This is a genomic window from Aeromonas sp. ASNIH5, from assembly GCF_002902865.1.
GTDB lineage: Bacteria > Pseudomonadota > Gammaproteobacteria > Enterobacterales > Aeromonadaceae > Aeromonas > Aeromonas caviae.
Genome location: NZ_CP026122.1, coordinates 4623737 through 4647192 on the forward strand (window position 1 = coordinate 4623737; position 23456 = coordinate 4647192).

27 protein-coding genes are annotated in these 23456 nt (G+C 63.4%); 16 read left to right on the forward strand and 11 right to left on the reverse strand.

The window, feature by feature from the left end:
- Positions 1–60 precede the first annotated feature (60 nt).
- The 4 genes from C2U30_RS21770 to C2U30_RS21785 form a co-directional block, all read right to left on the reverse strand.
- Complete coding sequence (locus tag C2U30_RS21770) at positions 61–540, reverse strand: hypothetical protein (protein ID WP_103244532.1); 480 nt, start codon at positions 538–540, stop codon at positions 61–63.
- Between the two features lie 183 nt (positions 541–723).
- Positions 724–1530 (reverse strand): exodeoxyribonuclease III, encoded by an 807-nt coding sequence (xthA, locus tag C2U30_RS21775; RefSeq protein WP_010673667.1) that lies wholly within the window; start codon positions 1528–1530, stop codon positions 724–726.
- A gap of 252 nt (positions 1531–1782) precedes the next feature.
- Positions 1783–2745, reverse strand: coding sequence for an ion channel (locus tag C2U30_RS21780; protein ID WP_103244533.1), 963 nt, complete (start codon positions 2743–2745; stop codon positions 1783–1785).
- A 60-nt stretch (positions 2746–2805) separates the two neighbouring features.
- A complete protein-coding gene (locus C2U30_RS21785) occupies positions 2806–4452 on the reverse strand; it encodes a response regulator (protein WP_010673669.1) in 1647 nt (548 codons plus the stop codon).
- Positions 4453–4722: 270 nt separating this feature from the next.
- On the opposite strand from C2U30_RS21785, the gene C2U30_RS21790 reads away from it, so the two are divergent.
- Positions 4723–5148, forward strand: a complete 426-nt coding sequence (locus C2U30_RS21790) for an Hsp20/alpha crystallin family protein (RefSeq protein ID WP_010673670.1) — start codon at positions 4723–4725, stop codon at positions 5146–5148.
- A gap of 41 nt (positions 5149–5189) precedes the next feature.
- On the opposite strand, the gene C2U30_RS21795 is transcribed toward C2U30_RS21790, so the two are convergent.
- On the reverse strand, positions 5190–6233 hold the full coding sequence (locus C2U30_RS21795) for an FAD:protein FMN transferase ApbE (protein WP_010673671.1): 1044 nt from the start codon (positions 6231–6233) through the stop codon (positions 5190–5192).
- Between the two features lie 299 nt (positions 6234–6532).
- On the opposite strand from C2U30_RS21795, the gene azu reads away from it, so the two are divergent.
- Together azu and C2U30_RS21805 are read left to right on the forward strand one after the other, a co-directional pair.
- Positions 6533–6973, forward strand: coding sequence for an azurin (azu, locus tag C2U30_RS21800; RefSeq protein ID WP_043155526.1), 441 nt, complete (start codon positions 6533–6535; stop codon positions 6971–6973).
- A 181-nt stretch (positions 6974–7154) separates the two neighbouring features.
- Entirely contained in the window at positions 7155–7358 is a 204-nt protein-coding gene (locus tag C2U30_RS21805) for a hypothetical protein (RefSeq protein ID WP_103244534.1), read from the forward strand.
- On the opposite strand, the gene C2U30_RS21810 is transcribed toward C2U30_RS21805, so the two are convergent.
- Both C2U30_RS21810 and C2U30_RS21815 read right to left on the reverse strand, forming a co-directional pair.
- Positions 7355–7924, reverse strand: a complete 570-nt coding sequence (locus C2U30_RS21810) for a HutD family protein (protein WP_103244535.1) — start codon at positions 7922–7924, stop codon at positions 7355–7357. The two genes, C2U30_RS21805 and C2U30_RS21810, sit on opposite strands and share 4 nt — an antisense overlap.
- Positions 7925–8053: 129 nt before the next feature.
- Complete coding sequence (locus C2U30_RS21815; protein WP_103244536.1) at positions 8054–8476, reverse strand: MarR family winged helix-turn-helix transcriptional regulator; 423 nt, start codon at positions 8474–8476, stop codon at positions 8054–8056.
- 81 nt (positions 8477–8557) lie between these two features.
- Here C2U30_RS21815 and C2U30_RS21820 point away from each other — a divergent pair, with 81 nt between their 5' ends.
- From C2U30_RS21820 to C2U30_RS21830, 3 genes are all read left to right on the forward strand, one after another.
- Positions 8558–8857 carry a DUF3861 domain-containing protein gene (locus tag C2U30_RS21820; RefSeq protein ID WP_042014216.1) on the forward strand — a complete coding sequence of 100 codons (300 nt, stop codon included), beginning with the start codon at positions 8558–8560 and terminating at the stop codon, positions 8855–8857.
- 131 nt (positions 8858–8988) lie between these two features.
- Positions 8989–9960 carry a nucleoside hydrolase gene (locus C2U30_RS21825; protein WP_039039208.1) on the forward strand — a complete coding sequence of 324 codons (972 nt, stop codon included), beginning with the start codon at positions 8989–8991 and terminating at the stop codon, positions 9958–9960.
- Between the two features lie 95 nt (positions 9961–10055).
- Positions 10056–10385 (forward strand): DUF3634 family protein, encoded by a 330-nt coding sequence (locus C2U30_RS21830; RefSeq protein ID WP_039039207.1) that lies wholly within the window; start codon positions 10056–10058, stop codon positions 10383–10385.
- Between the two features lie 90 nt (positions 10386–10475).
- Here the strand turns inward: C2U30_RS21830 and C2U30_RS21835 are convergent, their stop codons facing one another.
- Positions 10476–11384 carry a LysR family transcriptional regulator gene (locus C2U30_RS21835; protein WP_039039206.1) on the reverse strand — a complete coding sequence of 303 codons (909 nt, stop codon included), beginning with the start codon at positions 11382–11384 and terminating at the stop codon, positions 10476–10478.
- A 119-nt stretch (positions 11385–11503) separates the two neighbouring features.
- Here C2U30_RS21835 and C2U30_RS21840 point away from each other — a divergent pair, with 119 nt between their 5' ends.
- The 8 genes from C2U30_RS21840 (at position 11504) to C2U30_RS21880 (ending at position 19438) form a co-directional block, all read left to right on the forward strand.
- A complete protein-coding gene (locus C2U30_RS21840; protein ID WP_010673680.1) occupies positions 11504–11947 on the forward strand; it encodes a carboxymuconolactone decarboxylase family protein in 444 nt (147 codons plus the stop codon).
- Between the two features lie 506 nt (positions 11948–12453).
- Positions 12454–13542, forward strand: a complete 1089-nt coding sequence (cyoA, locus tag C2U30_RS21845; RefSeq protein WP_103244537.1) for a cytochrome o ubiquinol oxidase subunit II — start codon at positions 12454–12456, stop codon at positions 13540–13542.
- A 3-nt stretch (positions 13543–13545) separates the two neighbouring features.
- A complete protein-coding gene (gene cyoB, locus C2U30_RS21850) occupies positions 13546–15522 on the forward strand; it encodes a cytochrome o ubiquinol oxidase subunit I (protein WP_041211612.1) in 1977 nt (658 codons plus the stop codon).
- A complete protein-coding gene (locus C2U30_RS21855; protein WP_080560441.1) occupies positions 15443–16138 on the forward strand; it encodes a cytochrome o ubiquinol oxidase subunit III in 696 nt (231 codons plus the stop codon). The genes cyoB and C2U30_RS21855 overlap by 80 nt, the downstream gene beginning before the upstream one ends.
- On the forward strand, positions 16139–16468 hold the full coding sequence (locus C2U30_RS21860; RefSeq protein ID WP_010673684.1) for a cytochrome o ubiquinol oxidase subunit IV: 330 nt from the start codon (positions 16139–16141) through the stop codon (positions 16466–16468).
- An 8-nt stretch (positions 16469–16476) separates the two neighbouring features.
- A complete protein-coding gene (gene cyoE / locus C2U30_RS21865) occupies positions 16477–17370 on the forward strand; it encodes a heme o synthase (RefSeq protein ID WP_010673685.1) in 894 nt (297 codons plus the stop codon).
- A 280-nt stretch (positions 17371–17650) separates the two neighbouring features.
- Positions 17651–19012 carry an MFS transporter gene (locus C2U30_RS21875; protein ID WP_103244538.1) on the forward strand — a complete coding sequence of 454 codons (1362 nt, stop codon included), beginning with the start codon at positions 17651–17653 and terminating at the stop codon, positions 19010–19012.
- A gap of 57 nt (positions 19013–19069) precedes the next feature.
- Positions 19070–19438 carry a DUF1428 domain-containing protein gene (locus tag C2U30_RS21880; RefSeq protein ID WP_103244539.1) on the forward strand — a complete coding sequence of 123 codons (369 nt, stop codon included), beginning with the start codon at positions 19070–19072 and terminating at the stop codon, positions 19436–19438.
- 152 nt (positions 19439–19590) lie between these two features.
- On the opposite strand, the gene C2U30_RS21885 is transcribed toward C2U30_RS21880, so the two are convergent.
- Positions 19591–20694, reverse strand: a complete 1104-nt coding sequence (locus tag C2U30_RS21885) for an ElyC/SanA/YdcF family protein (RefSeq protein WP_103244540.1) — start codon at positions 20692–20694, stop codon at positions 19591–19593.
- A gap of 148 nt (positions 20695–20842) precedes the next feature.
- Complete coding sequence (locus tag C2U30_RS21890) at positions 20843–21736, reverse strand: LysR family transcriptional regulator (protein ID WP_103244541.1); 894 nt, start codon at positions 21734–21736, stop codon at positions 20843–20845.
- Between the two features lie 100 nt (positions 21737–21836).
- On the opposite strand from C2U30_RS21890, the gene C2U30_RS21895 reads away from it, so the two are divergent.
- The gene (locus C2U30_RS21895) at positions 21837–22325 is read left to right on the forward strand and encodes a DMT family transporter (protein ID WP_103244542.1); all 489 of its coding nucleotides are present in this window, start codon (positions 21837–21839) and stop codon (positions 22323–22325) included.
- 186 nt (positions 22326–22511) lie between these two features.
- Complete coding sequence (locus C2U30_RS21900) at positions 22512–22946, forward strand: DMT family transporter (protein ID WP_103244543.1); 435 nt, start codon at positions 22512–22514, stop codon at positions 22944–22946.
- Positions 22947–23212: 266 nt separating this feature from the next.
- Here the strand turns inward: C2U30_RS21900 and C2U30_RS21905 are convergent, their stop codons facing one another.
- Positions 23213–23455 (reverse strand): DUF3297 family protein, encoded by a 243-nt coding sequence (locus tag C2U30_RS21905; RefSeq protein WP_042040288.1) that lies wholly within the window; start codon positions 23453–23455, stop codon positions 23213–23215.
- Position 23456: the final 1 nt, after the last annotated feature.

Genomic DNA, 23456 nt, shown 5'->3' on the forward strand with positions numbered 1-23456 from the left:
AGGCAAGGCGGCAGAAAACGGACAAGCCGAGGCTTGCCGCTGCCGCAAGAGAAGCGCTTTCTAGTGGCGCAGCACCGACAACATCAGGTGTCGGCGCGGCCAGGAGGGAGGGTGGGTGCCGCGGGATCGGAGGAAGGGATCCCGCAACCAGTTGTCCAGCAGGGGGGCGAGGCGCCACGAAGGGAACAACAGCAAAGGAAGCAGCAGCAGGCCGAGCAGGGGCGGCGCACTGGTGGCGCCGAAGACGCCGCTCTGCATCTGGCACTCCTCCCCGGGCGGGGCCGCCTCACTCTGGGGGCCGCCGTGGCAGGAGAGGGAAGCTGTGTCGGCCTGGTGCATGGCGGAATGCTGCACAGGCTCGCTCTGGTGCAGTCCATGAGACAGGGGGGACTGCGCCGGAGTCAGGATGGATGCGGATGCGTCACTTGGCAGGGCGGTGGCCGCCCCATGCCAGCCGATGCACAGGGTGAGATTGCAGACGAGCATCAGCCCCAGCAACAGCCGGGCGATGAACGTGGTGGGCAATCTCGATGAGAGCATGGGTGGCTTCCCTGTGACGGATGGGCCGAATCTAAACCTTGCCGAAAGGAGAAGGTCAAGGCCTGGCAAGCGCCGTCTGCCTGGGAATTGACATGGATTAAGAAAGGGCGGGGCAGTGAACAGAAAAAGCCCCCGCATGGGCGGGGGCAGGGTCTTTTGGCGAGGGCTAGCCTGGCGTGGGGATCAGGCGAAGCAGGTCCAGATGGGGGCGTGATCCGAGGGCTTGTCGATGCCGCGCAGCTCGTAGTCGATGCCGGTCTCGGTCACTTTGTCCTTGAGGGCGTCGGAGGCCATGATGAGGTCGATGCGCAGGCCCCGGTTCTCGTCAAAGCCCCTGGAGCGGTAGTCGAACCAGGAGAAGCGCTCGCACTCGGTGGGGTTGGCGGCGCGGAAGGTGTCGGTGAGGCCGAACCCCTTGAGCCGCTCCATCCATTCACGCTCGATGGGCAGGAAGGAGCACTTGCCATCCCGCAGCCAGCGCTTGCGGTTCGCCTCGCCGATGCCGATGTCGAGATCCGTGGGGGAGATGTTCATATCCCCGATCAGCGCAATCTGGTCGTCCGGGGTGTGGTGGGTCTCGAGGTAGTGCTGCAGGTCTTCATAGAACTTCTGCTTGGCCGGGAACTTGGTCTCGTGATCCTGGCTCTCCCCCTGGGGGAAGTAGCCGTTCATCACCTTGATGACGGAGCCGTCTTCCCGCTTGAAGCTGGCCATGATCATGCGGCGCTGGGCATCTTCCGGATCGGTGGGGAAACCCTTTTGCACCTCGATGGGAGCCTGCTTGCTCATGATGGCGACCCCGTAGTGCCCCTTCTGGCCGTGGAAGACCACGTGGTAGCCCATGGCCTCCACATCCGCGACCGGGAAGGCTTCGTCGTGCACCTTGATCTCCTGCAGGCCGATCACGTCCGGCTGATGCTTGTCGATAAGGGCTTGCAACTGATGAAGACGGGCGCGCAGGCCATTGATATTGAAAGAGATGATCTTCATGTTCGGGGTGCTCATGTCGTTTTTGTTCGTCGCTTATTGGACTAGGAATCCGCGATGGATGCAAGTTCGGGGGCTGTGACTGGCGCAGCGGCTCGGGAATCTGTTCACGATCTGTCGCGAGAGTCTGTCAACAAGGTGACGCGCAGCAGAGGAACCTGAGTGCATATGTATACATGGGAGCGCCTGGCGACACATAAGCGAGCAGCATATGAGCCTTGGAAGCGGCTTCCCAGCAAGATAGTGGACAGGTTTCTAGCGGGTCATCTTCTTGACAAACACCACCACGAACAGCGCCAGCGTGAAGCTGCCGGTAAAGGCTTCGAAGGCGGCGAAGATCCGCGACAACCCCACCGGGGTGAAGTCCCCATACCCCAGCGTCGTGAAGGTCACCACGCTGTAGTAGAGGCACTCCATCAGGAAGATGGCGTTCTGCTCCAGAGGATCGTCCGGGCGATAAATGAGGTGGGTGCCCGCGAAGTTGAGGCCGCAGAAGAAGTAAAAAATGCTGCAGATGACGATGAGCAGCAGGGAAAAAAGCACCACCCGCATGGGGGCCTCGCCGTAGCCGCAGAAGAGATCCACTATCCAGGAGGCGAAGCGGCGGTAGGACCAGAACGGCATCTGCAGGCGGCGCATGGTGAGCTCCTGCTGGATGTAGCGACCGGACATGGTGAAGATGCCCTGGGCCTCGGAGGCCTTGCGCAGATCCCGGTAGGTCTCCTCCGCCTCCTTGAACCAGACGCGGGCCTGCGCCGGGTCCCGCTCGCGGCGCCCCTTTCTGTCCTGCATCAGCCGCTTGCCCGTCTCCAGGTTGTCGAGGCGGGTGTTCTTCCAGCGGATGCCGAGCAGGTTGACGTCGTCGAGGGTGGCGCAGTGGAGGTTCGCTTCGCTCAGATCGGCCTTCATCAGGCTGCCGCCCTTGATGCGAATGCCGTAGAGATGGGCACCTCGCAGGTTGGCGCGATAGAGGTTGCACTGCTCCAGCAAGAATCCCTCCGGACCCTGCCTGTTCACCAGGTTGAGATCCGCCAGCTCGGCGCGGGCCAGTTGCAGGCCGTGGCACAGGCCTCCCTGGCGCACATAGCGCTCCAGCGCCTCGGCGGTATCAGGGGTGTTGTGGGCCGCAGCGGGGTCGTGCCAGCGGCAGAGATCATGATCCCCTGCCTCTTCGGTGCAGTGGCGGCCATCGGCCACCAGGTATCGGCACATTGCCATGGTGTTGCCCCTCCCTTCCCTGAGTCAGTATCAGCATAGGTGAGGGGAGGAGGGGGGATATCAGCTGTGCTGATGATATTCCTGGCGCAGCTTGCGAAAACGTTCCTGCTGGGCGGGGTTGAGGGGGATGCCCTCCAGCACCTCCAGGGTCTCCTTGCACTCGGCGCCAAACTCCGGGCTCTTGCGGTTCTTCTGCATGAGTTGCAGCAGCACCTGGATCTTGTTGAGGGCGGCGCCGGTATTGGCGGGCGCCCGGCGCAGGGCCTCGCGAAAGTGGCCTAGGGCCTGCTCCAGCTCCCCGGCCTGATAGGCCTTGATGCCCAGATCGTTGAGCTGCTGATAGCGCTGGCGCCGCTCCTGCACCGTCTTGTCATCCCGGGTCACCTGGATGCAGGTGGTGAGCAGCCGATCCTCATCCTCCGCCAGCAGGGGTTGCAGGCTCTCGGCGTACTCGAACTCCCCGAGCTGATAGAGGGCGAGTATGGTCTCGCCAAGGAGAGCCGGAGGCATGGTGGCGGGCTCGTCCAGCCAGTTCTGGTTGGCGCGATAGAGCATCTTCTTGCCCTTGAGCAGCTCCCCCAGGGCGATGCGCACCCGGGCCTGGCAGATCTGCTCGAACACCGGGTAGTTGAACTCCGACATCATCAGGGAGTCGCGGATGCGCGACAGGGCGGAGTTCACCTGCTTTTGCAGGTTGGCGATGTGGTAGCCGTCGTTGCTGTTGAGGGCGTACAAGGTGAGGGTCTGGATATAGGCCCCGAGATAATGCGGCGTGCGGTGGATCGAGTTGCGCGACAAGTCGATGAGGGCGAGCAGCACGTCCTTGGCCTGGGCGTAGTCGTGCCGTTGCAGGCACACCTCCGCCAGACGGCGGGAGAGCTGCACCGACTGGGGAGAGATGTCCACCGCCCGGCGCAGCTCCTGCTGGGCCTGCTCGTCATTGCCCAGCGCCAGCAGGGACTCCGCGAGCCAGAGGTAAGCCTCCACCATCAGGGGGGTGTGTTTCAGGGTGGCTTGCAGGTGGCTCACCGCCTCCTCGTGCAGACCCAGGGTATGGCACGCCTTGCCCAGAGTGAGGCGAGCCCAGCTGTTCTCCTGCCCCGCCAGCAGCTGGCGCATCAGGCTGCGGGCCTCCTTGGCCTGGCCCAGCTTGAGCTGGGTGTCGGCCTGCAGGCAGCGGCAGAAGTTGGCAAAGCGGGGCACCGCGTCCGCCTGTTTGGCACAGGCCTCCACCAGGGCGGGCAGGTCGTCCCGGGTGAGGGCGCTGAAGACGCTCTCCAGCGCCTGGCGACGGGCGAGGGCGCGTTTGAGGCGAAACGAGAACTGCTCCTGGGAGAAGGGCTTCATCAGGTATTCGTCGGGCTCGGCTTCCAGCGCGCTCAGCACCATGGCGCGGGAGCCGTCGCTGCTGACCATGATCACCACGCTCTGGGGCGGAATGAGTTGCTGATCCCGCAGGCTCTCCAGCAACTGGCGGCCGTTCTCGCCCGCCCCCAGCTCATAGTCGAGCAGATAGATGTCGAAGCTCTCTTTCTGGCAGCGGCGGCGCGCCTCGTCGGCGGAGTTGGTGTAGGTGATGCGGTTGATGCCGATGTTGATCAGCATCGCCTTCATCATCATCTGGAAGGAACGCTGTTCGTTGACCAGCAGGATGCGCTTGGGCTTGGGCTGGGGTTTCTTCTCGGGTACGGAGTCCGGTGTCTGCATCTGTCTGGCATCAAGGCGCTACGGGCTGGTGGGAGAAGTGTGCCACCAAAGTCCGCAGGCAGGCAATTGCACATGGGGAGGGGCCCCGGTTTTTCCCGCAGACCGTGGGTGAAAAAAAGGGTGTCTTGCCTTTGATCCCGGTCAAGGGAAGGCGAGTTGGCACTGGCAGGCGCTGTCCCGGTTTTTAGACTTGAAGAGTATCAGCATGCGGGAGGCGGCAGGGGGCAGGGTGCCCGTCTGCTCCCTTGCCCGCTCACAAGGAGGGATCAGATGAGTTTGCTACCGAGTCGCACCAGCCTGTTTGATGACCTGTTCCACGACATGGCCTCCGGCTTCTACATCCGCCCCCTGCACGGGGACCCGTTGCCCGGCCAGATCAAGCTGGATCTGCGGGAGAGCGGGGATGACTACCTGCTGCTGGCGGAATTGCCCGGGGTGGCGAAGGAGGACATCCACGTGGACGTGCACGGCAAGCTGGTGACCCTGAAGGCGGAGATCCGCCAGTTTGACAGCCAGAGCAAGGATGAACGGGCCCTGCGCAGCGAGCGCTACTATGGCAGCGTGTCGCGCAGCGTCGAGCTGCCGGTGGAGGTGTCGCCAGAGCAGGTGAGCGCCCGCTTTGACAACGGCATCCTCACCCTGCGCCTGCCCAAGCAGGCGGCCAGCCCAGCGCCCCACCGCATCCCCATCGAATAGGCGGTCAGTGAACGAGGCCCCGCACTGCGGGGCCTCGTCATTCAGGGCTGCTTGCGCACCAGATAGGGGGCAAACTCGGGGGTGTGGCTGGCGGCAAAGCCCGTGGCGGTCTTCTCGATGAGATAGACCGCCAGCTTGTGCTCCCTGGCAAAGGCCATCGCCCGCTCGGGGCCCATCACCATGAGGGCGGTGTCGAGGGCATCGGCCTCCAGGGCCGTGGGGGTGATGACGGTGGCGGAGACCAGCTTGTGGGTCACGGGCTCGCCGGTGGCAGGATCGATGATGTGGGAGTAGCGCTTGCCGTCGAGCTCGTAATAGTTGCGATAGCTGCCGGCGGTGCTCACCGCCATGCCGTTCGGGGTCACCACATCCTCGATGGCGCCCGGTCTGTCAGAGGGCTCGACGATGGCCACCCGCCAGGGATTGCCCTTGTCGTTGTGCCCCTTGCTGCGCACCGCCCCCGCCACCTCGATGAGGTAGTTGTGGACCCCTTTTTGCTCCAGCAGCCCGGCTATCTCGTCGGAGGCCGCCCCCTCGCCCAGGGTGGAGAGATCCAGATAGAGGTCTGGGATGGCCTTGCCGAGCAGGAAGTGATCTCCCTCGGGGGTCAGGGTGAGCTTGTCGATGCCGACCCGCTCCCGCGCCTTGGCGATCTGCTCTGAGCTGGGCCGCCTGACCGGGCGCTTGTCCGGCCCGAATCCCCACAGATTGACCAGGGGGCCCACGGTGACATCGAGAACCCCCCGGGTGAGGTGCCCGGCGTCAATGCCCTGTTGCACAATCTTCGCCATGGTGGCCGGGATGACCTGGGGGGGCTGCCCCGTTCCCTGATTGAAGCGGGAGATGAGGGAGCCCGGATCATAGGTGGAGATCTCCTTGTTCAGGCGTGCCAGCAGCGCCTCCACCTCCTGATGCAGTGCCCCCTGTCCGCCGGGGAAGGGGTCGCTCAGGGTCACCGCATAATAGGTGCCCATGGTATTGCCCTGGATACGGGTCTGGGTCGGGGCCGGCTGGCAGGCGCCAAGCAGCAGGATCAGGGAGAGCAGCAGGGTGCGCGCCAGCGCAGGCGCAAAGGGGAACTTCATCTCTCATTCTCGCGGGAGTCATCGACGGGGGAGCAGCTTAGCCAACGGCTGCGGTGTTGGCGAGTGGCCGTGGGCGGGAAGGCCGCAAATAATTAAGCGGGACGGGGATGTGATCAACCCGCTTTGGGCCCGGGGTCGGGATAAAAGAAGTGACCGGGCCCGCAGGCTGGCCCAAAAGCGGTCGTCCTTCGGCGACATTTGAATACAATGAAGATCGATCCTGACAGCATCTTTGCGGGTCGCACCCACGGGGGCGAGATGCCTGTGCTGTCATCCTTCGTCAATCAAAGGAGAACGTGATGAAAAAGGTGTTAACCCTGCTGCTTCTTGGCTCCCTCGCCACCCCGGTCCTGGCCGACGAGTGCGCACTGGTGATCGAAGGCAATGACGCCATGCAGTTCAACCAGACGGCGATGAGCGTGCCGGCCACCTGCAAGGAGGTGACGGTGACCCTCAATCACACGGGCAAGCTGCCGGTGGCCAACATGGGCCACAACTGGGTGCTGGCCAACACCGCCGACTATCAGGCCATCGCCACCGCCGGCATGAGCGCCGGGGTCGATCACGACTACCTGCCCAAGGATGACCCCAGGATCCTGGCCCACACCAAGCTGGTGGGGGGCGGCGAGAGCACCAGCGTCACCTTCAAGACCGACGGCCTGGCGGGCAAGGATCTCACCTTCTTCTGCTCCTTCCCGGGCCACTTCGCCCTGATGAAGGGCAGCTTCAAGGTGGGGTAGTGCCAAGGGTCGTGTCGCCGCCAGCACAAGCAAAAGCCGGGAGGGTCCCGGCTTTTTTGTCTTCGCTTGTGCTGCGTCGCGGCGCTTTCATGATCTGGTCTGGGGTGGCAAGGAGATGACCGGCGTAGAATAGGCCGCAAATGGGCCAGTGGCCCGCCTACGCCCCTTCGGAAAAGAGAGCATGAACGCAGTGAAATGGATGCTTGGCTGTTGCCTTATGCTGTTGTGCGCCATGGCGCTGGCCGCCGAGCCCCCGGTGAAGAAGAGCCGGAGCGGCATCTGCCACCCCAAGGGCGGCACCTACTACAGCCGCACCAGGCACTATACCCCCTATGACACCATGCAGGCCTGCCTCGACAGCGGGGGCCGTGCCCCCCGGCGTTAAACGGCGGCTTGCTTGGGCTGCAGGGTAAAGAAGGCGAGGGTGGTCTTCTTGCCGCACTCGAAGCGGATGTTCTCCTCCCCCTGCACCACCAGGGTCTCGCCCGGTGCGACCTGCTGTCCCTGCACGGTGAGCTGGCCCTCCAGCAGGTGGCAGAGGTAGCACTTGTCCGCCTCCAGGGTGAGGCTGAGGGGGAAGGGCAGGTTCAGCACCCGCACGTTGGCACTGATGCGCGCCGGGTGGTAGATGAGCCCGAGATCCGTCACCTCTTTTTTCAGCAGCTCGCAGCGGGTCTCGTCATCCCCGCTGAAGTGGGCTGCCTCGAAGGTGGCGTAGGGGTGGCCGTTGAGCACGAAACCGGCACCGCTGACGGGCAGCAGGATGCGCTGGTAGCCGGGAAAGCGTGAGAAACTCCCCGCTTCCTTGATGGGGGCCGAGCTCAGCCGGTAGTCAAAGTCGAGCTTGTCCAGGGTCGAACCAGGGGGGGAGATCAGGATCTGGGCCGTGGTGCCCTGCCTGTTCTTCCAGGGCATTTTCAACTGGTCGGACTCTTTAATCAGGGTGATCACGATGGCGCCTCGGCGGGAAGGGGAGAGTGGGGCCAGTGATACCATCTCCGGGAGTGGCTCACAAGGCGCCGCCAGCGCAGGCCGCGCTGGTTGGCCACAAATCAGGCAGCGGACCCCCTGACGCTGACCCTAACCGGTCGACTCAAGCCCTTTTTCTATCTTGTCCAGCAGTTGCTGCAACTGCGCTATCTCCGTCGGCGTCAGCAGGGAACACAGCCGTTCGTCGAGCCGTGCGGCCTCCTGCTTCCCCTGGTTGACCCGCTCGCAGGCCAGCGGGGTCAAGGCCAGACAGATGCTGCGTCTGTCAGTGGGATGGGGCCGCTTCTCGATGAGCCCCTGTTTCTCCATCTCCTGCAGCAGGCGCGTCACCTGCGCCTTGTCGCGGCCCGACCGCTGCGCGATGAGCTGCGGCGTGGCGGGATCCAGCGCATGGATCAGTTGCAGCACCTTGTAATGGAGGGGGCTAAGGGCGATCTGCTGTGCCCGGAAATGCTGCGTCATGGCGATTTTGTACTGATCGAGGATCCGGAAGAGGCGGTTTGACAACTTCATGGTTGATAAAGTCAACTTAAAAGGGTTTAGTTGATTTTATCAACCATATGGGCAAAAGCCCAGCCCGAGAGGAGATGAAAGATGCCACACACCTATCGTGTACAGGTCCAGGCGCTGGACCGCGAGGTGCCCCCGTTGCAGTTCGACTGCCAGAATCACGACGACATCTTTGCCATCCTGGCGCTCAGCAAGGGGAAGCTGGCCATGTCGGAGCAGGAACATCAGGCGTTTATCGTCGGGTTGAAGCTGTTTGGCGAAGTCATGATGCAGCATCGCAAAGAGGAGCTGTTCAAGGGGTTTCTCCCCCATTTCAAGCAATTCATGGGGCAACTGAAACGCACCGCCAGGGGAGAGGAGGCCGTGGTCGCCCCTTCCGAGTGACCCTGCCCTGACCCCAGGGGCGAGTGGTCCCGCCAGCATGCCTGATGCAAAGGAAACCCCGAGGTTGTGATCCCGGTGCTGTCAAAGCGGCGAGGGCCCGCTACACTGGCAGCTCGTTTCACGGAGGACCCATGACCCACAAGATCATTCTGGATACCGATCCCGGCATCGACGATGCCATGGCCATTCTGTTTGCCGAGGCGCACCCTGCCATCGAATTGCTCGCCATCACCACGGTGTTTGGCAATGCCACCATCGAAAACGGCACCCGCAACGCCCTCTGGCTCAAGCAAAAATATGGCATGAAGGCGGACGTGGCCCGGGGCGCCGCCGCGCCGCTGCTGCGCGAGCCCGTGGGGCCGACGACGGTGGTGCACGGCCCGAGCGGCTTTGGTGACGTTCAGGCGGGGGAGGTGACCCTCATCCCGGATCCCCGCCCGGCCTGGCAATACATCGTCGAGACGGTGAAGGCCCATCCCGGCGAGATCACCCTGGTGACCATCGGTCCCCTCACCAACCTGGCGCTGGCGCTCGAGGCGGCCCCCGAAGTAGCCGCCCTGGTGAAAGAAGTGGTCGTGATGGGCGGTGCCTTTGGCGTCAACGGCCATCGCGGCAACGTGACCCCCTATGCCGAGGCCAATATCCACGACGATCCCGATGCGGCGGACCGGGTCTTCACCGCCCCCTGGCCCCTGGTGATCATCGGGCTCGACGTCACCCAGCAGAGCATCTTCACCGCCGACTATCTGGATGCCCTGCGGGACGATGCGGGGGAGCCGGGCCGCTTCCTGTGGGATGTCAGCCGCTTCTACCTGCGCTTCTATTCCGAGCGCATCGGCATGGCGGGGTGCCATGTGCACGATCCCTCCGCCATCGCCTATGTGATCGATCCTGCGCTGTTCACCCTGCGCAAGGGGCCGGTGCGGGTCATCACCGAGGGGCCCGCCATCGGCCATACCCTGCAAAAATTTGACGACACCCGCCATCCCCATGACGAGTGGGCCCACTGCCCGGCCCAGCAGGTCGGGGTCGCGGTGCGGGATCAGGCCCTACTCGCCCTCTATCGGGATACCCTGGTGGCCTGGGGCAAGGGGCGCCGATAAGGCCCGGCAGTGAGTGAAAGCGTGATGGCGGCCGGGTCATGGTGAGGCGCCCCCGGTTATACTGGCGAACATCGGGTTGACGGGAGGAAGACGCAATGGCCTGGTTGTCTCTGTTGGTGGCGATAGCCCTGATCGGGTGGTTGATGACGCTGGGGCGCGGCGCCCTGTTCGAGGTCCGGCTCGCGCCGGGTAAGGTGGTGGTGAAGCGGGGCTCGGTGCCGCCGCGCTTTGTGACCCAGGCGACCCAGATCCTGCACCATGAGCCGGTGCGCGGGCGCATCCTGGGCCTGCGGGACGGCAACGGGGTGAGGCTGGTCTTCTCCCGCTCCATCCCCGAGCCCGTGGCCCAGCGCCTGCGCAACATCTTCCCCTACGGGGATTACCGGGGGCTCTCCCCGAGCCCTGACGGGCGAAAATCACGCTGAGCGGTCGCCGTGGCGACCCTCATTTCCAGACGCCGGGCCCTGTGCCCGGCGTCTGCGTTTTCAGGGTTTCGCCAGGAGGCCCTGTTGCGGTCAGCGTGGCCCTTGCAAGGGCCTGATCGCCTCGACCAGAAAGTCGATGAAGGCGCGAGTCTGGGGTTTGAGGAAGCGGCCGCCACGAAACACCGCGTGGATCTCGTCCTGGCGATCCTCGTAGGGGGAGGCGAGCCACTCTGGCAGCAGCGGCAGCAGGGTGCCCTCGTCGATGCTTTGCTGCACCATCCAGCTCGACAGCAGCAGCACGCCGCATCCCGCGAGGGCGGCGCAGAGCAGGGGCGTACCCCCGACCGAGGCAAGGTTGCCCTGCACCGCCACCTTCTCGCGCTCCGTGCCCTGCTGGAAGTACCAGTGCTGGCGCTGGCGCCCATGGCCGCGAATGAGGCAGTTGTGGTGGGCCAGCTCGGCGGGATGGGCGGGTTCGCCATGGCGGGCCAGATAGGCGGGGGAGGCGACCAGCAGCGAGCGGTTGGTGAGCAGATGGCGAGTGTGCAGGCTGCTGTCGGCGGGCTTGCCGATGCGCACCGCCACGTCCACGTTCTCGGCATCGAGATCCACCATGCGGTTGTCCAGCGCAACCTCCAGGCGTACCCCGGGGTAGCGGGCGAGGAAGTCGGGCAGGCGGGGAGAGAGCCAGGACGCGCCGAAGCTCTCGAACACCGAGACCCGCAGCGGCCCCTCTGGCGCCACCGAGAGGGGTTGCAGGGATTGCACCAGCTGATCCGCCTCCTCCAGCAGGGGCAGGGAGCGGGCGAGAAAATAGGCGCCCTGCTCGGTCAGCACCAGTTGGCGGGTGCTGCGCTTGAAGAGCGGGATCCCGAGCTGCTGCTCCAGGGCGTCGATGGCACGGGTCACGGAGGAGGGGGCCTGGTTGAGGGCGCGGGCGGCACGGGAGAAACTGCCCGATTCCACCACCTGGGCCAGGATGCGGATGCGATCCAGCATGGATTCACCTTTGCGATAAACGCAAAACTGTTGCAGGTTATGACGATATTCTAATCAACAATGAAAAAGTGAACAATCAGCTCACCGCCCCATCCGGGGTCCATCACAGGAGTCTTGCCATGTCACACCGTATCCAGCTCGCCAACCAGGTGCCCGCCGCCGTCTCGGCCATGATGGGCCTAGAGTCCTACCTCGGGGGCACCGACATTCCCCTGTCGCTCAAGGAGCTCATCAAGTTGCGCGCCTCCATGATCAACGGCTGCGCCTACTGCATCGAGATGCACGCCGACGTGGCGATGAAGCACGGGGAGAGCGCCCAGCGTCTGCTGGCGCTGGCCGCCTGGCAGGAGTCGCCGCTGTTCGATGCCCGGGAGCGGGCGGTGCTGGCCCTGACCGACGAGGTGACCCTGATCGCCGACAAGGGGCTCACGACGCAGACCTATGAGGCGGCGCTGGCCCAACTGGGGGAAACCCTGCTGGCCCAGTGTCTGGTGCAGGTGGTTACCATCAACGCCTGGAACCGGATCGCCGTGGCGACCCGGATGGAACACGATCACTCCTGACTCCGACTCCGAGGGAGGGAGAGAAAACGATTGTCAACGGGCCCGCACAAGGGCCCGTTTTGTTACGAAGTGTGCCTTCTGGCGCCAGGGGTTGCGACCGTTGTCGGGGGGCGGGAAGTTAATCATACATTCGTTTGATTAATTATTTTTTTAATCTTCCCCGAAAAACACCCATCCAGATCAAGGCGTGGAAAAATGACCTGTGAGTCGAAAAGGGGCTGTATGGCTCTTTTTTGATCGCAATGGCGGGTTAAAAACAGACCAGATGGATCTTTTTGGTTAATTGGTGGTCACTTTTGGTGGCACGAGAGATTAACGGAAGATGAATTGCCGCGGTGTAACTTGAATAAATTGGTCATTGTCAAGGGATTAACATCTGATACCGCTTTCCATCACCTTTTGAACATTTTTGGGATTAATTTTTCATGTTGTTCACATGCCGGTCTGATGCAATAAAATGCTGCATTTTTTTATACCAATAAGCCTTCAAAAGATGAGGACATTGCATGAGACTCTTTGATGTGAAGAGGGGCTTGGGCGCTTTGCTGCTGCTCGCGACCGCCAGCTTGCTGAGTGGCTGCGACATGGCACTGATGAGCCCCAAGGGGCAGGTCGGTATGGAGCAGAAGTCACTGATACTCACCGCACTCGGCTTGATGCTGATCGTGGTGGTGCCCGTGATTGTCATGGTGGTGGCGTTCGCCTACAAATACCGGGCGTCCAACACCAGTGCCACCTATGCGCCGGACTGGGCCCACTCCAACAAGATTGAGGCAGTCGTCTGGACTGTACCCGTCATCATCATCGTCATCCTGGCGGTGATCACCTGGAAAACTTCCCACTCCCTCGACCCCTACAAGCCGCTGGAATCGGACGTCAAACCGGTTCAGGTGGATGTCATTTCCCTGGACTGGAAGTGGTTGTTCGTCTATCCGGAGCTGGGCATTGCGTCGGTCAACGAGCTGGCCTTCCCGGTCAACACCCCGGTCAACTTCCGGGTGACCTCCGACACCGTGATGAACTCCTTCTTCATCCCGCAACTGGGCGGCCAGATCTACGCCATGGCCGGCATGCAGACCAAGCTGCACCTGATTGCCAACGAGGCGGGCGAGTACAAGGGCATCTCCGGCGGTTACAGCGGTGCCGGTTTCTCCGGCATGAAGTTCAAGGCCATCGCGACCCAGGATCAAGCCGGTTTCGACGCCTGGGTAGCCAAGGTGAAGGCCTCTTCCAAGGCCCTGAGCACCATGGATGAGTTCAATGCCCTGGCCAAGAAGAGCGAAAACCACCCGGTGGAGTACTTCGCCAGCGCCGATCCCAAGCTGTTCGTCAACATCATCAACAAGTTCATGGGCGGCATGTCCCATGGTGGTCACGCCACCCCGGCTGCGGGCTCCGCGGATCACGAGGGCATGAACCACGAGGCCATGAACCATGGCGCCGCCCCGAAAGCGGGTGCCATGGACCACGAAGGGATGAACCATGAGGCCTCGCAAGAGGACGCCATGGAGAACCAGGCCATGAACCATGACGCCCATGCCGGACACATGGCCATGTCGGCCGACAAGAGTGTGAAAGCAGGATCCGAGGAATAATCGATGTTTGGAAAATTGACACTCGAGGCTATTCCGTACCATGAACCCATCATCATGGTCACGATAGCCGGTATCATTCTGGGGGGCCTGGCCATCGCCGGTCTCATCACTTACTACGGCAAGTGGCAATATCTGTGGAAAGAGTGGCTGACCTCGGTCGACCACAAACGCCTCGGTATCATGTATCTCATTCTGGGCATGGTCATGCTGCTGCGTGGCTTTGCCGACGCCGTGCTGATGCGTGGCCAGCAGGTCATCGCCTCCGGCGGTGGCGAAGGCTACCTGAATGCGCACCACTACGACCAGATTTTCACCGCCCACGGCGTCATCATGATCTTCTTCGTGGCCATGCCGCTGGTGATCGGTCTGATGAACATCGTGGTGCCGCTGCAAATCGGTGCCCGTGACGTGGCCTTCCCCTTCCTGAACAACCTGAGCTTCTGGTTCACCGCCGCGGCCGTGGTGCTGATCAACGTCTCCCTCGGGGTCGGTGAATTCGCCCAGACCGGCTGGCTGGCCTATCCGCCCTTGTCGGGGCTGGAGTTCAGTCCCGGGGTCGGGGTCGATTACTGGATATGGAGTCTGCAGATTTCGGGTCTGGGGACCCTGCTGACCGGCGTGAACTTCTTCGCCACCATCATCCGCATGCGTGCCCCTGGCATGACCATGATGCGCCTGCCGGTCTTCACCTGGACCGCCCTGTGTGCCAACATCCTGATCATCGCCTCCTTCCCGATCCTGACCGTCACCATCGCCCTGCTCACCGCAGACCGCTACCTGGGTACCCATTTCTTTACCAATGACATGGGTGGCAACATGATGATGTACATCAACCTGATCTGGGCCTGGGGTCACCCCGAGGTGTACATCCTGGTGCTGCCGGTGTTCGGGATCTTCTCCGAAGTGGTAGCGACTTTCTGCAAGAAGAAGCTGTTCGGTTACACCTCCCTGGTGTGGGCGACCGTGGCGATCACCGTGCTGTCGTTCATCGTCTGGCTGCACCACTTCTTCACCATGGGGTCCGGCGCCAACGTGAATGCCTTCTTCGGCATCACCACCATGATCATCTCCATCCCGACCGGGGTGAAGATCTTCAACTGGCTGTTCACCATGTACCGGGGTCGCATCGAGTTCACCTCGCCCATGCTGTGGACCGTCGGCTTCATCATCACCTTCACCGTGGGTGGCATGACCGGGGTACTGCTCTCCGTGCCGGCCGCCAACTTCGTGCTGCACAACAGCCTGTTCCTCATCGCCCACTTCCACAACGTCATCATCGGCGGCGTGGTGTTCGGCTGCTTCGCCGGTATCACCTACTGGTTCCCGAAAGCGTTCGGCTTCAAGCTGGATGACGTCTGGGGCAAGCGTGCCTTCTGGTGCTGGATCACCGGCTTCTTCGTGGCCTTCATGCCGCTCTACGTGCTGGGCTTCATGGGCATGACCCGTCGTGTCAGCCAGAACATCGATCCCGAGTTCCACGGCTGGCTGGTGGTCGCCGCCTGCGGCGCCGGTCTGATTGCCCTGGGCGTGCTGTGCCAGGTCATCCAGATCGTGGTCAGCATCCGCGACCGCGAGAAGAACCGCGACCTGACCGGCGATCCCTGGGGTGGCCGTACCCTGGAGTGGGCCACCTCCTCTCCGCCGCCGTTCTACAACTTCGCCATCGAGCCGAAGGTCACCGGTCTGGACGCCTTCTGGGAAGCCAAGGCTGACGGCAGCGCTTACAAGAAGCCTGCCCAGTATGCCCCCATCCACATGCCGAAGAACTCCGGTGCCGGTGTCATCATCGCCGCCTTCAGCGTGGTGTTCGGCTTTGCCATGATCTGGCACATCTGGTGGATGGCCATCGCCGGCTTCATCGGCATGATCGCCACCTGGATCATCCACAGCTTCAACGACGATGTGGACTACTACGTACAGGTTGACGAGATCGAGCGCATCGAAGGTCAGCATTTCGACAACATCAACAAGGTGGCTTAATTCCATGGCGACTGACGTACTACATCACTCTCACGGTGCCCATGAGGATGGGCACCATGATGCCGGCGCCACCAAGGTATTCGGTTTCTGGATCTACCTGATGAGTGACTGCATCCTGTTCGCGACCCTGTTCGCGACCTATGCGGTCCTGGTCAACGGCACTGCCGGCGGCCCCACCGGCAAGGACATCTTCGAACTGCCGTTCGTGTTCGCCGAAACCATGCTGCTGCTGCTGAGCTCCATCACCTTCGGGTTCGGCATGCTGGCCATGAACAAGAACAAGGTCGCGGCAGTCAACACCTGGCTGTTCGTCACCTTCCTGCTGGGTGCCGGCTTCATCGCGATGGAAATCTACGAGTTCCATCACCTGATCGTGCACGAGGCGGGCCCGGATCGCAGCGGCTTCCTCTCTGCCTTCTTCACCCTGGTGGGGACCCACGGTATCCACGTGACCAGCGGCCTGGTCTGGATCATCGTGATGATGGTGTCGATCACCAAGAAGGGGCTGACCGAGCGCAACCGCACTCGCCTGATGTGCCTGAGCCTGTTCTGGCACTTCCTCGACGTGGTATGGATCTGCGTCTTCACCGTGGTCTATCTGATGGGGGTCATGTAAATGAGTCATTCCGTTGACAATCACGGCGCCAGCCACGGCAGCGTCAAGTCCTACATGATCGGCTTCGTGCTGTCACTCATCCTGACCGCCGTGCCGTTCTGGATGGTGATGGACGGCTCCGCCTCCCACGCCGTGGTGCTCGGCACCGTGGTGGCCATGGCGGTGGTGCAGATCTTCGTACACCTGGTCTACTTCCTGCACATGAACACCTCCTCCGAGGAGCGCTGGAACCTGGTGGCACTGGTCTTTACCGTGCTCATCATCGCCATCGTGGTCGTGGGTTCCCTGTGGATCATGTACAACCTCAACATCAACATGATGGTTCACTGAGCGGGTTGATGATGATGAAGCAATACCTGCAAGTGACCAAGCCGGGCATCATCTTCGGCAACCTCATCTCGGTTATCGGGGGATTCCTGCTGGCCTCGAAGGGGAGCCTGGATGTGCCCCTGTTCATCCTGACCATGGTGGGGGTGTCACTGGTGGTGGCCTCCGGTTGTGTGTTCAACAACTACATCGACCGGGACATCGACTGCATCATGGAGCGCACCAAGAACCGCGCCCTGGTGCGGGGGCTCATCGCCCCCGGTGTCTCCCTTTGGTATGCGACGGCGCTGGGCGTTGCGGGCATTGCACTGCTCTACTTTGCGGCCAATCCGTTGGCCGCCTTGCTGGCGGTGCTGGGCTTCCTGGTTTATGTGGGGGTCTACAGCCTCTACATGAAGCGCCACTCGGTCTATGGCACCCTGGTCGGCAGCCTCTCCGGCGCCGCGCCGCCGGTCATCGGCTACTGCGCGGTGAGCGGGCAGTTCGACTCGGGGGCCCTGATCCTGCTGGCGATCTTCAGCCTGTGGCAGATGCCGCACTCCTATGCGATCGCCATCTTCCGCTTCAAGGACTACCAGGCCGCCAACATCCCGGTGCTGCCGGTGGTGAAGGGGATCCCGGTGGCCAAGCTCCACATCACCCTCTACATCCTGGCGTTCATGGTGCCGACCCTGATGCTGTTCCTCGGCGGCTACGCCGGTTACAAGTATCTGGTGGTGGCCACCGCGGTGAGCGTCTGGTGGCTGGGGATGGCGCTGTCGGGCTACAAGGCGGCGGTGGACGACTCCCTCTGGGCGCGCAAGCTGTTCATGTTCTCCATCGTCACCATTACTTGCCTGAGCGTGATGATGTCGGTGGACTTCCAGCCGGACGCAGCGCCTGTATTGGTGAGCATGCTGCCCTGACGCTGGAGCTGACATGTTCTCCATCGTCGTCATCATCTTCACCTGCCTGAGCGTGATGATGTCGGTGGACTTCCAGCCGGACGCAGCGCCGGTGCTGGTGAGCATGCTGCCCTGATAGTGTGAACTGCACCCCTGAAATGCATGAAATCCAGAGCCGGGAATCTTCCCGGCTCTGCTATTATGGGCGCCGCCCTGCGAGGGGCATCACCGATTTTTCGGGGGTGGCCGTGCGCCTGTCACCCCTTTCTTTCTCTCTTCTTTTTGACTCATCGAGGCCCTCATGAATGATTTCACCATGACGAGGGGCGAGCGACGCGCGACCTGGGCGCTCGGCTCCGTCTTCTCGCTGCGCATGCTCGGCATGTTTATGGTGCTGCCGGTGCTGACCACCTACGGCATGTCCCTGGCGGGCGCCTCCGAGGCGCTCATCGGGCTTGCCATCGGCATCTACGGCATGACCCAGGCCCTGTTCCAGATCCCCTTCGGCCTGCTCTCCGACAAAGTGGGGCGCAAGCCCCTCATCGTCGGCGGCCTGCTGATGTTTGCCCTTGGCAGCGTCATCGCCGCCCTGAGCGACGCCATCTGGGGGGTCATCGTCGGGCGCGCCCTGCAAGGGAGCGGCGCCATCTCCGCCGCCGTCATGGCGCTCCTGTCGGATCTCACCCGGGAGCAGAATCGCACCAAGGCCATGGCCTTCATCGGGGTGAGCTTTGGCATCACCTTCGCCATCGCCATGGTGACCGGCCCCCTCATCACCCATGCCCTGGGCTTGTCCGGCCTCTTCTGGCTCATCGCCCTGCTGGCCCTGGCCGCCATCGCCATGGTGCTCTGGGTGGTGCCGACCCCGGCGGCCCACCTGCAAAATCGCGAGTCCGCCATGGTGCGAGGCAGCTTTCGTACCGTGCTCACCAACCCTCGCCTGCTCAAACTCAACCTCGGCATCCTCTGCGTCCACACCCTGCTGATGTCGAGCTTCGTGGCCCTGCCGCCCCTGCTGGAACGTGCGGGCCTGCCCCGTGACAGCCAGTGGCAGGCCTATCTGGTCACCATGCTGATCGCCTTCGTGAGCGTGGTGCCCTTCATCATCTATGCCGAGAAGCACCGCCGGATGAAGCGGGTCTTCATCGGGTGCGTGGTGGTGATGCTGGCCGCCGAGCTGGTGCTCTGGCAGAGCGGCCAGCAGCTGTGGGGTCTGCTCGCCGGGTTGCAGCTCTTCTTCATCGGCTTCAACGTGATGGAGGCGCTGCTGCCGTCTCTCATCAGCAAGGAGTCCCCGCCGGGCTACAAGGGCACCGCCATGGGGGTCTACTCCACCAGTCAGTTCCTCGGGGTTGCCATCGGCGGCAGTCTCGGCGGCCTGCTCTACAGTCTGGGGGGCGGCCCCCTGGTGTTTGGCGGCTGCGCCGTCCTGGCTCTGCTCTGGTTTGGCGTCAGCCTCACCATGGCCGAGCCTCCCTACGTCAGCAGCCTGCGCATAGTGCTGCCGGAAGGGGTGGCCGCGAGTCCGGCCCTGGAGCAGAAGATCCGCGCCTGTGACGGGGTGAGCGACGTGCTGCTGGTGCCTGAGGAGCACTCCCTCTACGTGAAGGTGGACAGCAAGCGCCTGACCCGCAGCGATCTGGAGCGGCTGGTGTCCCTCTGAGGGCAGCCAGGGGCGCGGCTGCTATGCTGAGATCCTCAATCACAGGAGGAAAGGCTCATGTCATATGTGGACGGATTCGTGATCGCCGTGCCCACGGTCAACAAGCAGGCTCTGATCGATCATGCGGGGCTGTTTGACCCCATCTTTCTCGAATATGGGGCCACCCGGGTGCTGGAATGTTGGGGGGATGACGTGCCCCACGGCAAGCAGACCGACTTTTACCGCGCGGTGGCGGCCAAGGAGGACGAAAGCGTGGTCTTCTCCTGGGTGGAGTGGCCGAGCAAGGCGGTACGGGATGAGGCCATGACCAAGATGATGCAGGATCCCAGGATGGATCCGGCCAGCCCCATGCACCAGACCATGCCCTTCGATGGCGCCCGGATGATCTTCGGGGGCTTCACCACAGTGCTGGAGCTCAAGGGCTGAGGGGCCGCCAGAGCCAAAAGCCCGACTGGTCTTTGAGGGCTTCACCATTGTGGCTGGAGCTCAAGAGCTGAGGCACGCCAGCGACGCCCAGGCCCGTCAGATGATGAAAAAGCCCGCCATTCGGCGGGCTTTTTGCTGGGTCGGGGAGGGGATCAGCGCTCCAGCAGGGGGGCCGAGCGGTAACTCCAGAGGCCATAGGTGCGCAGGGCGTCGCGGTAGATGCCGAGCAGCTCCTCCGGGCTCGCCTTGGCGAGGGCCGAGAGGGGCTTGTCCGGGTAGGCGACGCTGTCGATGCGGATATTGGCCGGGCCGCTCTGCCAGCAGGCGATTTCCAGCAGGGTCTGGCCCCGGCGCACGTGGCTCGCCGAGCTCACCAGGGTGGCGTACTCAATCTCGTGGCGGGCGAGGGCATAGCCGCTGTAGAGGGCGTTCTCCACCGTGCTGGTGGCGTAGTTCTCCTCGATGATGCGGGATCTGTCTATGCCCTTCTTCGCCAGCCAGTCCGCCATCAGCTTGCCCTCGGTCTGGCGGTTCTGGGGCACGCCGCCGGTGAGGATGATGAGGGCCGCCGGGTTGGCCTGGGCCAGGGCGCGGGTGGTCTCGAGGCGCCCCAGCAGGATCTCGTGCATGGAGCCATCTGGGTTGAGGGCATAGCCCAGGGTGACGATGGCCTGTCGCCCCTTCTTCTCGCCGCGCCCCTGGCGCTCCTTGAGGGGGGTGGCAACCACCCGGTCGACGGTATCGAACAGCCGCTGCAGATCGGCGGCCCGACCGGCATTGAGCTCGCCGACCCGCTTGACGTAGCCATCGGATTTGGCCTGGTTGCCCTTGAAGCGCTGCCAGGTGGCCAGATAGGTGTTGAGATCCAGATCGTCCGGCGCCGTGCTGAGGGCCTGCTCGAACAGGGCGATGGCTCTGTCCACGTTGCCGTTGTAGATCTGGGCGTTGGCCGCCGAGATGAGCAGGTCGGTGCGGTAGGGCTCGAGCTGATGGGCCTGCAGCAGGAGCTCGGTGACCTGCTCCATGTTGCTCGGCATCTTGGCGGTGAAACCGGCATCTGAGACCCGGGCGGGGGAGTGGAAGATGCGGGCGGCATCCGCCAGCAGCTGATCCACCACCTGGCGTTTGCTGATGTACTGGTCGTAATTTTGCTCCTTTTGCAGGGAGCGCACCGGGGCGGCCCAGGCATCGGAGGCGGTGACCACCGGCAGCGCCAGCAGGCTGGCCAGGGTCAGGGCAATCGCAGTTTTCTTCATCATGGCGTTCCACCTAGGGGGAGGGGCGCTATGCCATGGCATGCTCCCCTGGAGCCTTTTTCAATTAAAACAGGCGCTTGGTAATTGCCTACTCTACTCCTTTCCCGATGAAAAAAACGTGAACCGCTTCGGTTATCCCGGTCACCTCCTAGCGCAGACCCAGACGCTCGTGGAGAAACCCCAGCCAGGCCTCCACCTTGGCGGGCAGGTGACGGCGCTTCGGATAGAGGCACCAGATGCCGTGCTCGGGCAGGGCGTGGTCTGGCAGCAGGGGCACCAACCGACCGGTGGCGAGATCCCGCTCCACGATCAAGTCCGGCATGTTGCCTATGCCGAGCCCCGCCAGCAGCGCCGTGTGGATGGCGTCGCTGTTGTTGACCTCGAAGTTGCCCCGCGGGGTGATGGCCACCTCCCCCTTGGGGCCTTGCAGCCGCCACTGGGTGCCGCCGCGAAACAGGGAGTAGAAGAGGCAGTTGTGGCGCTCGAGATCCGCCGGGGTGCGGGGCGTGCCAGCCCGCGCCAGGTAGGCGGGGGCGGCGCACAATGTGCTGTGACAGGGGGCGAGGCGGCGGGCGACCAGGCTCGAATCTTCCAGCTCGCCGATGCGCACCGCCACGTCGAACCCCTCGGCCACCAGATCCTGTAGGGCGTCGCTCATCTCCAGCTGCAACTGCAGCTCGGGGTAGAGGGCGAGAAATTCGGGGATAAGGGGAGCTATGTGGCGCCGACCATAGACCATGGGCACCGTCACCCGCAGCAGGCCGCGTGGCGCCGATTGCAGGGCGCCGATGGCATCTTCCCCCTCGCTTGCCAGGCGCACCGCATGGCGCACCGTCTCGAAGTAGCGCTCCCCCGCCTCGGTCAGGGCGAGGGAGCGGGTGGTGCGGTAGATAAGCTGGCAACCGAGGGTTTGCTCGAGCTGGCTCACCTTCTTGCTCAGCACCGACTTGCTGAGGCCGAGCTGGCGGGCGGCGCCGGAGAAAGTGCCCGCCTCCACCACGGCGACGAAGGCGGGGAGCAGGGCGAAGGCATCCTGGTTCATGTTGTTCTCATAATGGAAACAATGTTGTTCTATAAGGGTAGATTATCCCCATATCGAAAACAATTTACCCTGCTCCTCTGTTCAACCAAGGAGTGACCCCATGATCCCCCCGCTTATTGACCGCCGCCCCGGACGCCTCGCCCTCGGCCAGACACTTGGCCAGACCATAGGTGCCCTGGCCGCCTTCGCCGCCGGCCTGCTGCTGGCGCTGATGATCGCCCAGAACGGCGCCCTGGCCCGCGCCACCGACCCCTGGCTCGGGAGCTGGCTGGCCCACGGGGTCGGCACCCTGGTGGCCGCGCTCCTGTGGTGTCTCGCCCCCCGATCTCCGACGCCGGAGGCGGCCCCGCCCTGGGCCTGGCTCGGCGGCCTGCCGGGGGCGCTCACCGTGGTGCTGGCGGCCCTCTGCCTCAACTCGCCCCTCGGCATGGCGGGCACCCTGGCCCTGCTGCTGCTCGGCCAGCTGCTGTTTGGCGCCCTGTGCGACGCCAGAGGCTGGTTCGGGCTGGCCCGCCGCCGCCCCTCGGGGAAGGACGCGCTCGCCGCCTTGCGGGTGATGACCGGCGCCCTGCTCATCGTACTTGGCTAGGAGACACACCATGACCCTCTTGATCCTGCTGGGACTGCTCGCCGCCTTGCTGGTGATGGCCGGCGCTTTGCTCATCGTACTCGGCTAGGAGACACACCATGACCCTTCTGATCCTGCTGGGACTGCTCGCCGCCTTGCTGGTGATGGCCGGCGCCCTGCTCATCGTGCTGCATTATGAGATACACCATGACCACATTGATCCTGCTGGGACTGCTTAACGGCGTGGCGGTGAGCCTGTCGCGCACCCTCAATGGCCGCCTCGCCAGCGCCCGGGGCGCCATGACGGCCTCCCTTGCCAACCACCTGCTCGGCTTTGGGCTGCTCGGCGCCCTGCTCATCCTCAAGGGCGCGCCCTGGGAGCGGCTCGCCGGGCTCGATCCCTGGCTGCTGCTCGGCGGCGTGCTGGGGGGGCTGTTCGTCGCCATCAGCAGCTGGGCCATAGGCCGGGTCGGTGCCCTGGCCTGCGCCCTGCTCATCGTCACGGGCCAGCTGGCGGGGGGCGCACTGCTCGATGCCCTGGCCGGACGGCTGGCCGCGAGTGATCTGCTCGGCACTCTGCTGGTGCTGGCCGGCGCCGCACTGCAACGCTGGCAGGCCGGCAAGCCACGCTCCTCGCCATGAGCGGCGATAGCGTGGCGACACCCGCAGTGTTAGGTGATAAGAGCGCGGCCCTGGCCTAGGCGGAAAGGTCGCAGGCCATCCAGCTCACGGCCCTGGCGGAAGGGAGAGAAATGAAGGAAAGGGAGGAAGGGAAGGGAACAAAGGGAGCGAAGGGAAGCCACCCGCGAGCAGGGCCAGCCCTAAAAAGCAGAACACCGGCGCTCGGCCGGTGTTCTGGAATAACAGGGTCGCGCCCCTGATCATCGAGGCGTCGCAGTCAGGGCGACTTAGGCGTAGAAGGCCTCGACGGTGCCCTTGACGGTGATCAGCATGGGGTTGCCGTAGCGATCCTTGGCCTTGGGGGAGGGGATCTTCACCCAACCTTCGCTGATGCAGTACTCCTCGACATTGGTGCGCTCCTTGCCGTTGAGGCGAATGCCGATCTCGTGCTCGAAGCACTCTGCCACGTGGTGCGGGCTGCGCGGGTTGGCCGCCAGACGGTCGGGCAGTGCAGGTTTGTTGTCGCTTATT

Excerpts from the sequence above, each read along its gene's own strand:
- azu (WP_043155526.1), top strand. The coding sequence starts at position 6,533 with ATGAAAAAGGTGTTAACCCTGCTGCTTCTTGGCTCCCTCGCCACCCCG.
- C2U30_RS21825 (WP_039039208.1), top strand. The coding sequence starts at position 8,989 with ATGACCCACAAGATCATTCTGGATACCGATCCCGGCATCGACGATGCC.
- C2U30_RS21855 (WP_080560441.1), top strand. The coding sequence starts at position 15,443 with ATGTGGACTACTACGTACAGGTTGACGAGATCGAGCGCATCGAAGGTC.
- C2U30_RS21790 (WP_010673670.1), top strand. The coding sequence starts at position 4,723 with ATGAGTTTGCTACCGAGTCGCACCAGCCTGTTTGATGACCTGTTCCAC.
- cyoB (WP_041211612.1), top strand. The coding sequence starts at position 13,546 with ATGTTTGGAAAATTGACACTCGAGGCTATTCCGTACCATGAACCCATC.
- C2U30_RS21780 (WP_103244533.1), bottom strand. The coding sequence starts at position 2,745 with ATGGCAATGTGCCGATACCTGGTGGCCGATGGCCGCCACTGCACCGAA.
- C2U30_RS21840 (WP_010673680.1), top strand. The coding sequence starts at position 11,504 with ATGTCACACCGTATCCAGCTCGCCAACCAGGTGCCCGCCGCCGTCTCG.
- C2U30_RS21820 (WP_042014216.1), top strand. The coding sequence starts at position 8,558 with ATGCCACACACCTATCGTGTACAGGTCCAGGCGCTGGACCGCGAGGTG.
- cyoA (WP_103244537.1), top strand. The coding sequence starts at position 12,454 with ATGAGACTCTTTGATGTGAAGAGGGGCTTGGGCGCTTTGCTGCTGCTC.
- C2U30_RS21895 (WP_103244542.1), top strand. The coding sequence starts at position 21,837 with ATGATCCCCCCGCTTATTGACCGCCGCCCCGGACGCCTCGCCCTCGGC.
- C2U30_RS21880 (WP_103244539.1), top strand. The coding sequence starts at position 19,070 with ATGTCATATGTGGACGGATTCGTGATCGCCGTGCCCACGGTCAACAAG.
- C2U30_RS21805 (WP_103244534.1), top strand. The coding sequence starts at position 7,155 with ATGAACGCAGTGAAATGGATGCTTGGCTGTTGCCTTATGCTGTTGTGC.
- C2U30_RS21795 (WP_010673671.1), bottom strand. The coding sequence starts at position 6,233 with ATGAAGTTCCCCTTTGCGCCTGCGCTGGCGCGCACCCTGCTGCTCTCC.
- C2U30_RS21860 (WP_010673684.1), top strand. The coding sequence starts at position 16,139 with ATGAGTCATTCCGTTGACAATCACGGCGCCAGCCACGGCAGCGTCAAG.
- C2U30_RS21890 (WP_103244541.1), bottom strand. The coding sequence starts at position 21,736 with ATGAACCAGGATGCCTTCGCCCTGCTCCCCGCCTTCGTCGCCGTGGTG.
- C2U30_RS21830 (WP_039039207.1), top strand. The coding sequence starts at position 10,056 with ATGGCCTGGTTGTCTCTGTTGGTGGCGATAGCCCTGATCGGGTGGTTG.
- C2U30_RS21770 (WP_103244532.1), bottom strand. The coding sequence starts at position 540 with ATGCTCTCATCGAGATTGCCCACCACGTTCATCGCCCGGCTGTTGCTG.
- C2U30_RS21875 (WP_103244538.1), top strand. The coding sequence starts at position 17,651 with ATGAATGATTTCACCATGACGAGGGGCGAGCGACGCGCGACCTGGGCG.
- C2U30_RS21900 (WP_103244543.1), top strand. The coding sequence starts at position 22,512 with ATGACCACATTGATCCTGCTGGGACTGCTTAACGGCGTGGCGGTGAGC.
- xthA (WP_010673667.1), bottom strand. The coding sequence starts at position 1,530 with ATGAAGATCATCTCTTTCAATATCAATGGCCTGCGCGCCCGTCTTCAT.
- C2U30_RS21885 (WP_103244540.1), bottom strand. The coding sequence starts at position 20,694 with ATGAAGAAAACTGCGATTGCCCTGACCCTGGCCAGCCTGCTGGCGCTG.
- cyoE (WP_010673685.1), top strand. The coding sequence starts at position 16,477 with ATGATGATGAAGCAATACCTGCAAGTGACCAAGCCGGGCATCATCTTC.
- C2U30_RS21785 (WP_010673669.1), bottom strand. The coding sequence starts at position 4,452 with ATGCAGACACCGGACTCCGTACCCGAGAAGAAACCCCAGCCCAAGCCC.
- C2U30_RS21815 (WP_103244536.1), bottom strand. The coding sequence starts at position 8,476 with ATGAAGTTGTCAAACCGCCTCTTCCGGATCCTCGATCAGTACAAAATC.
- C2U30_RS21835 (WP_039039206.1), bottom strand. The coding sequence starts at position 11,384 with ATGCTGGATCGCATCCGCATCCTGGCCCAGGTGGTGGAATCGGGCAGT.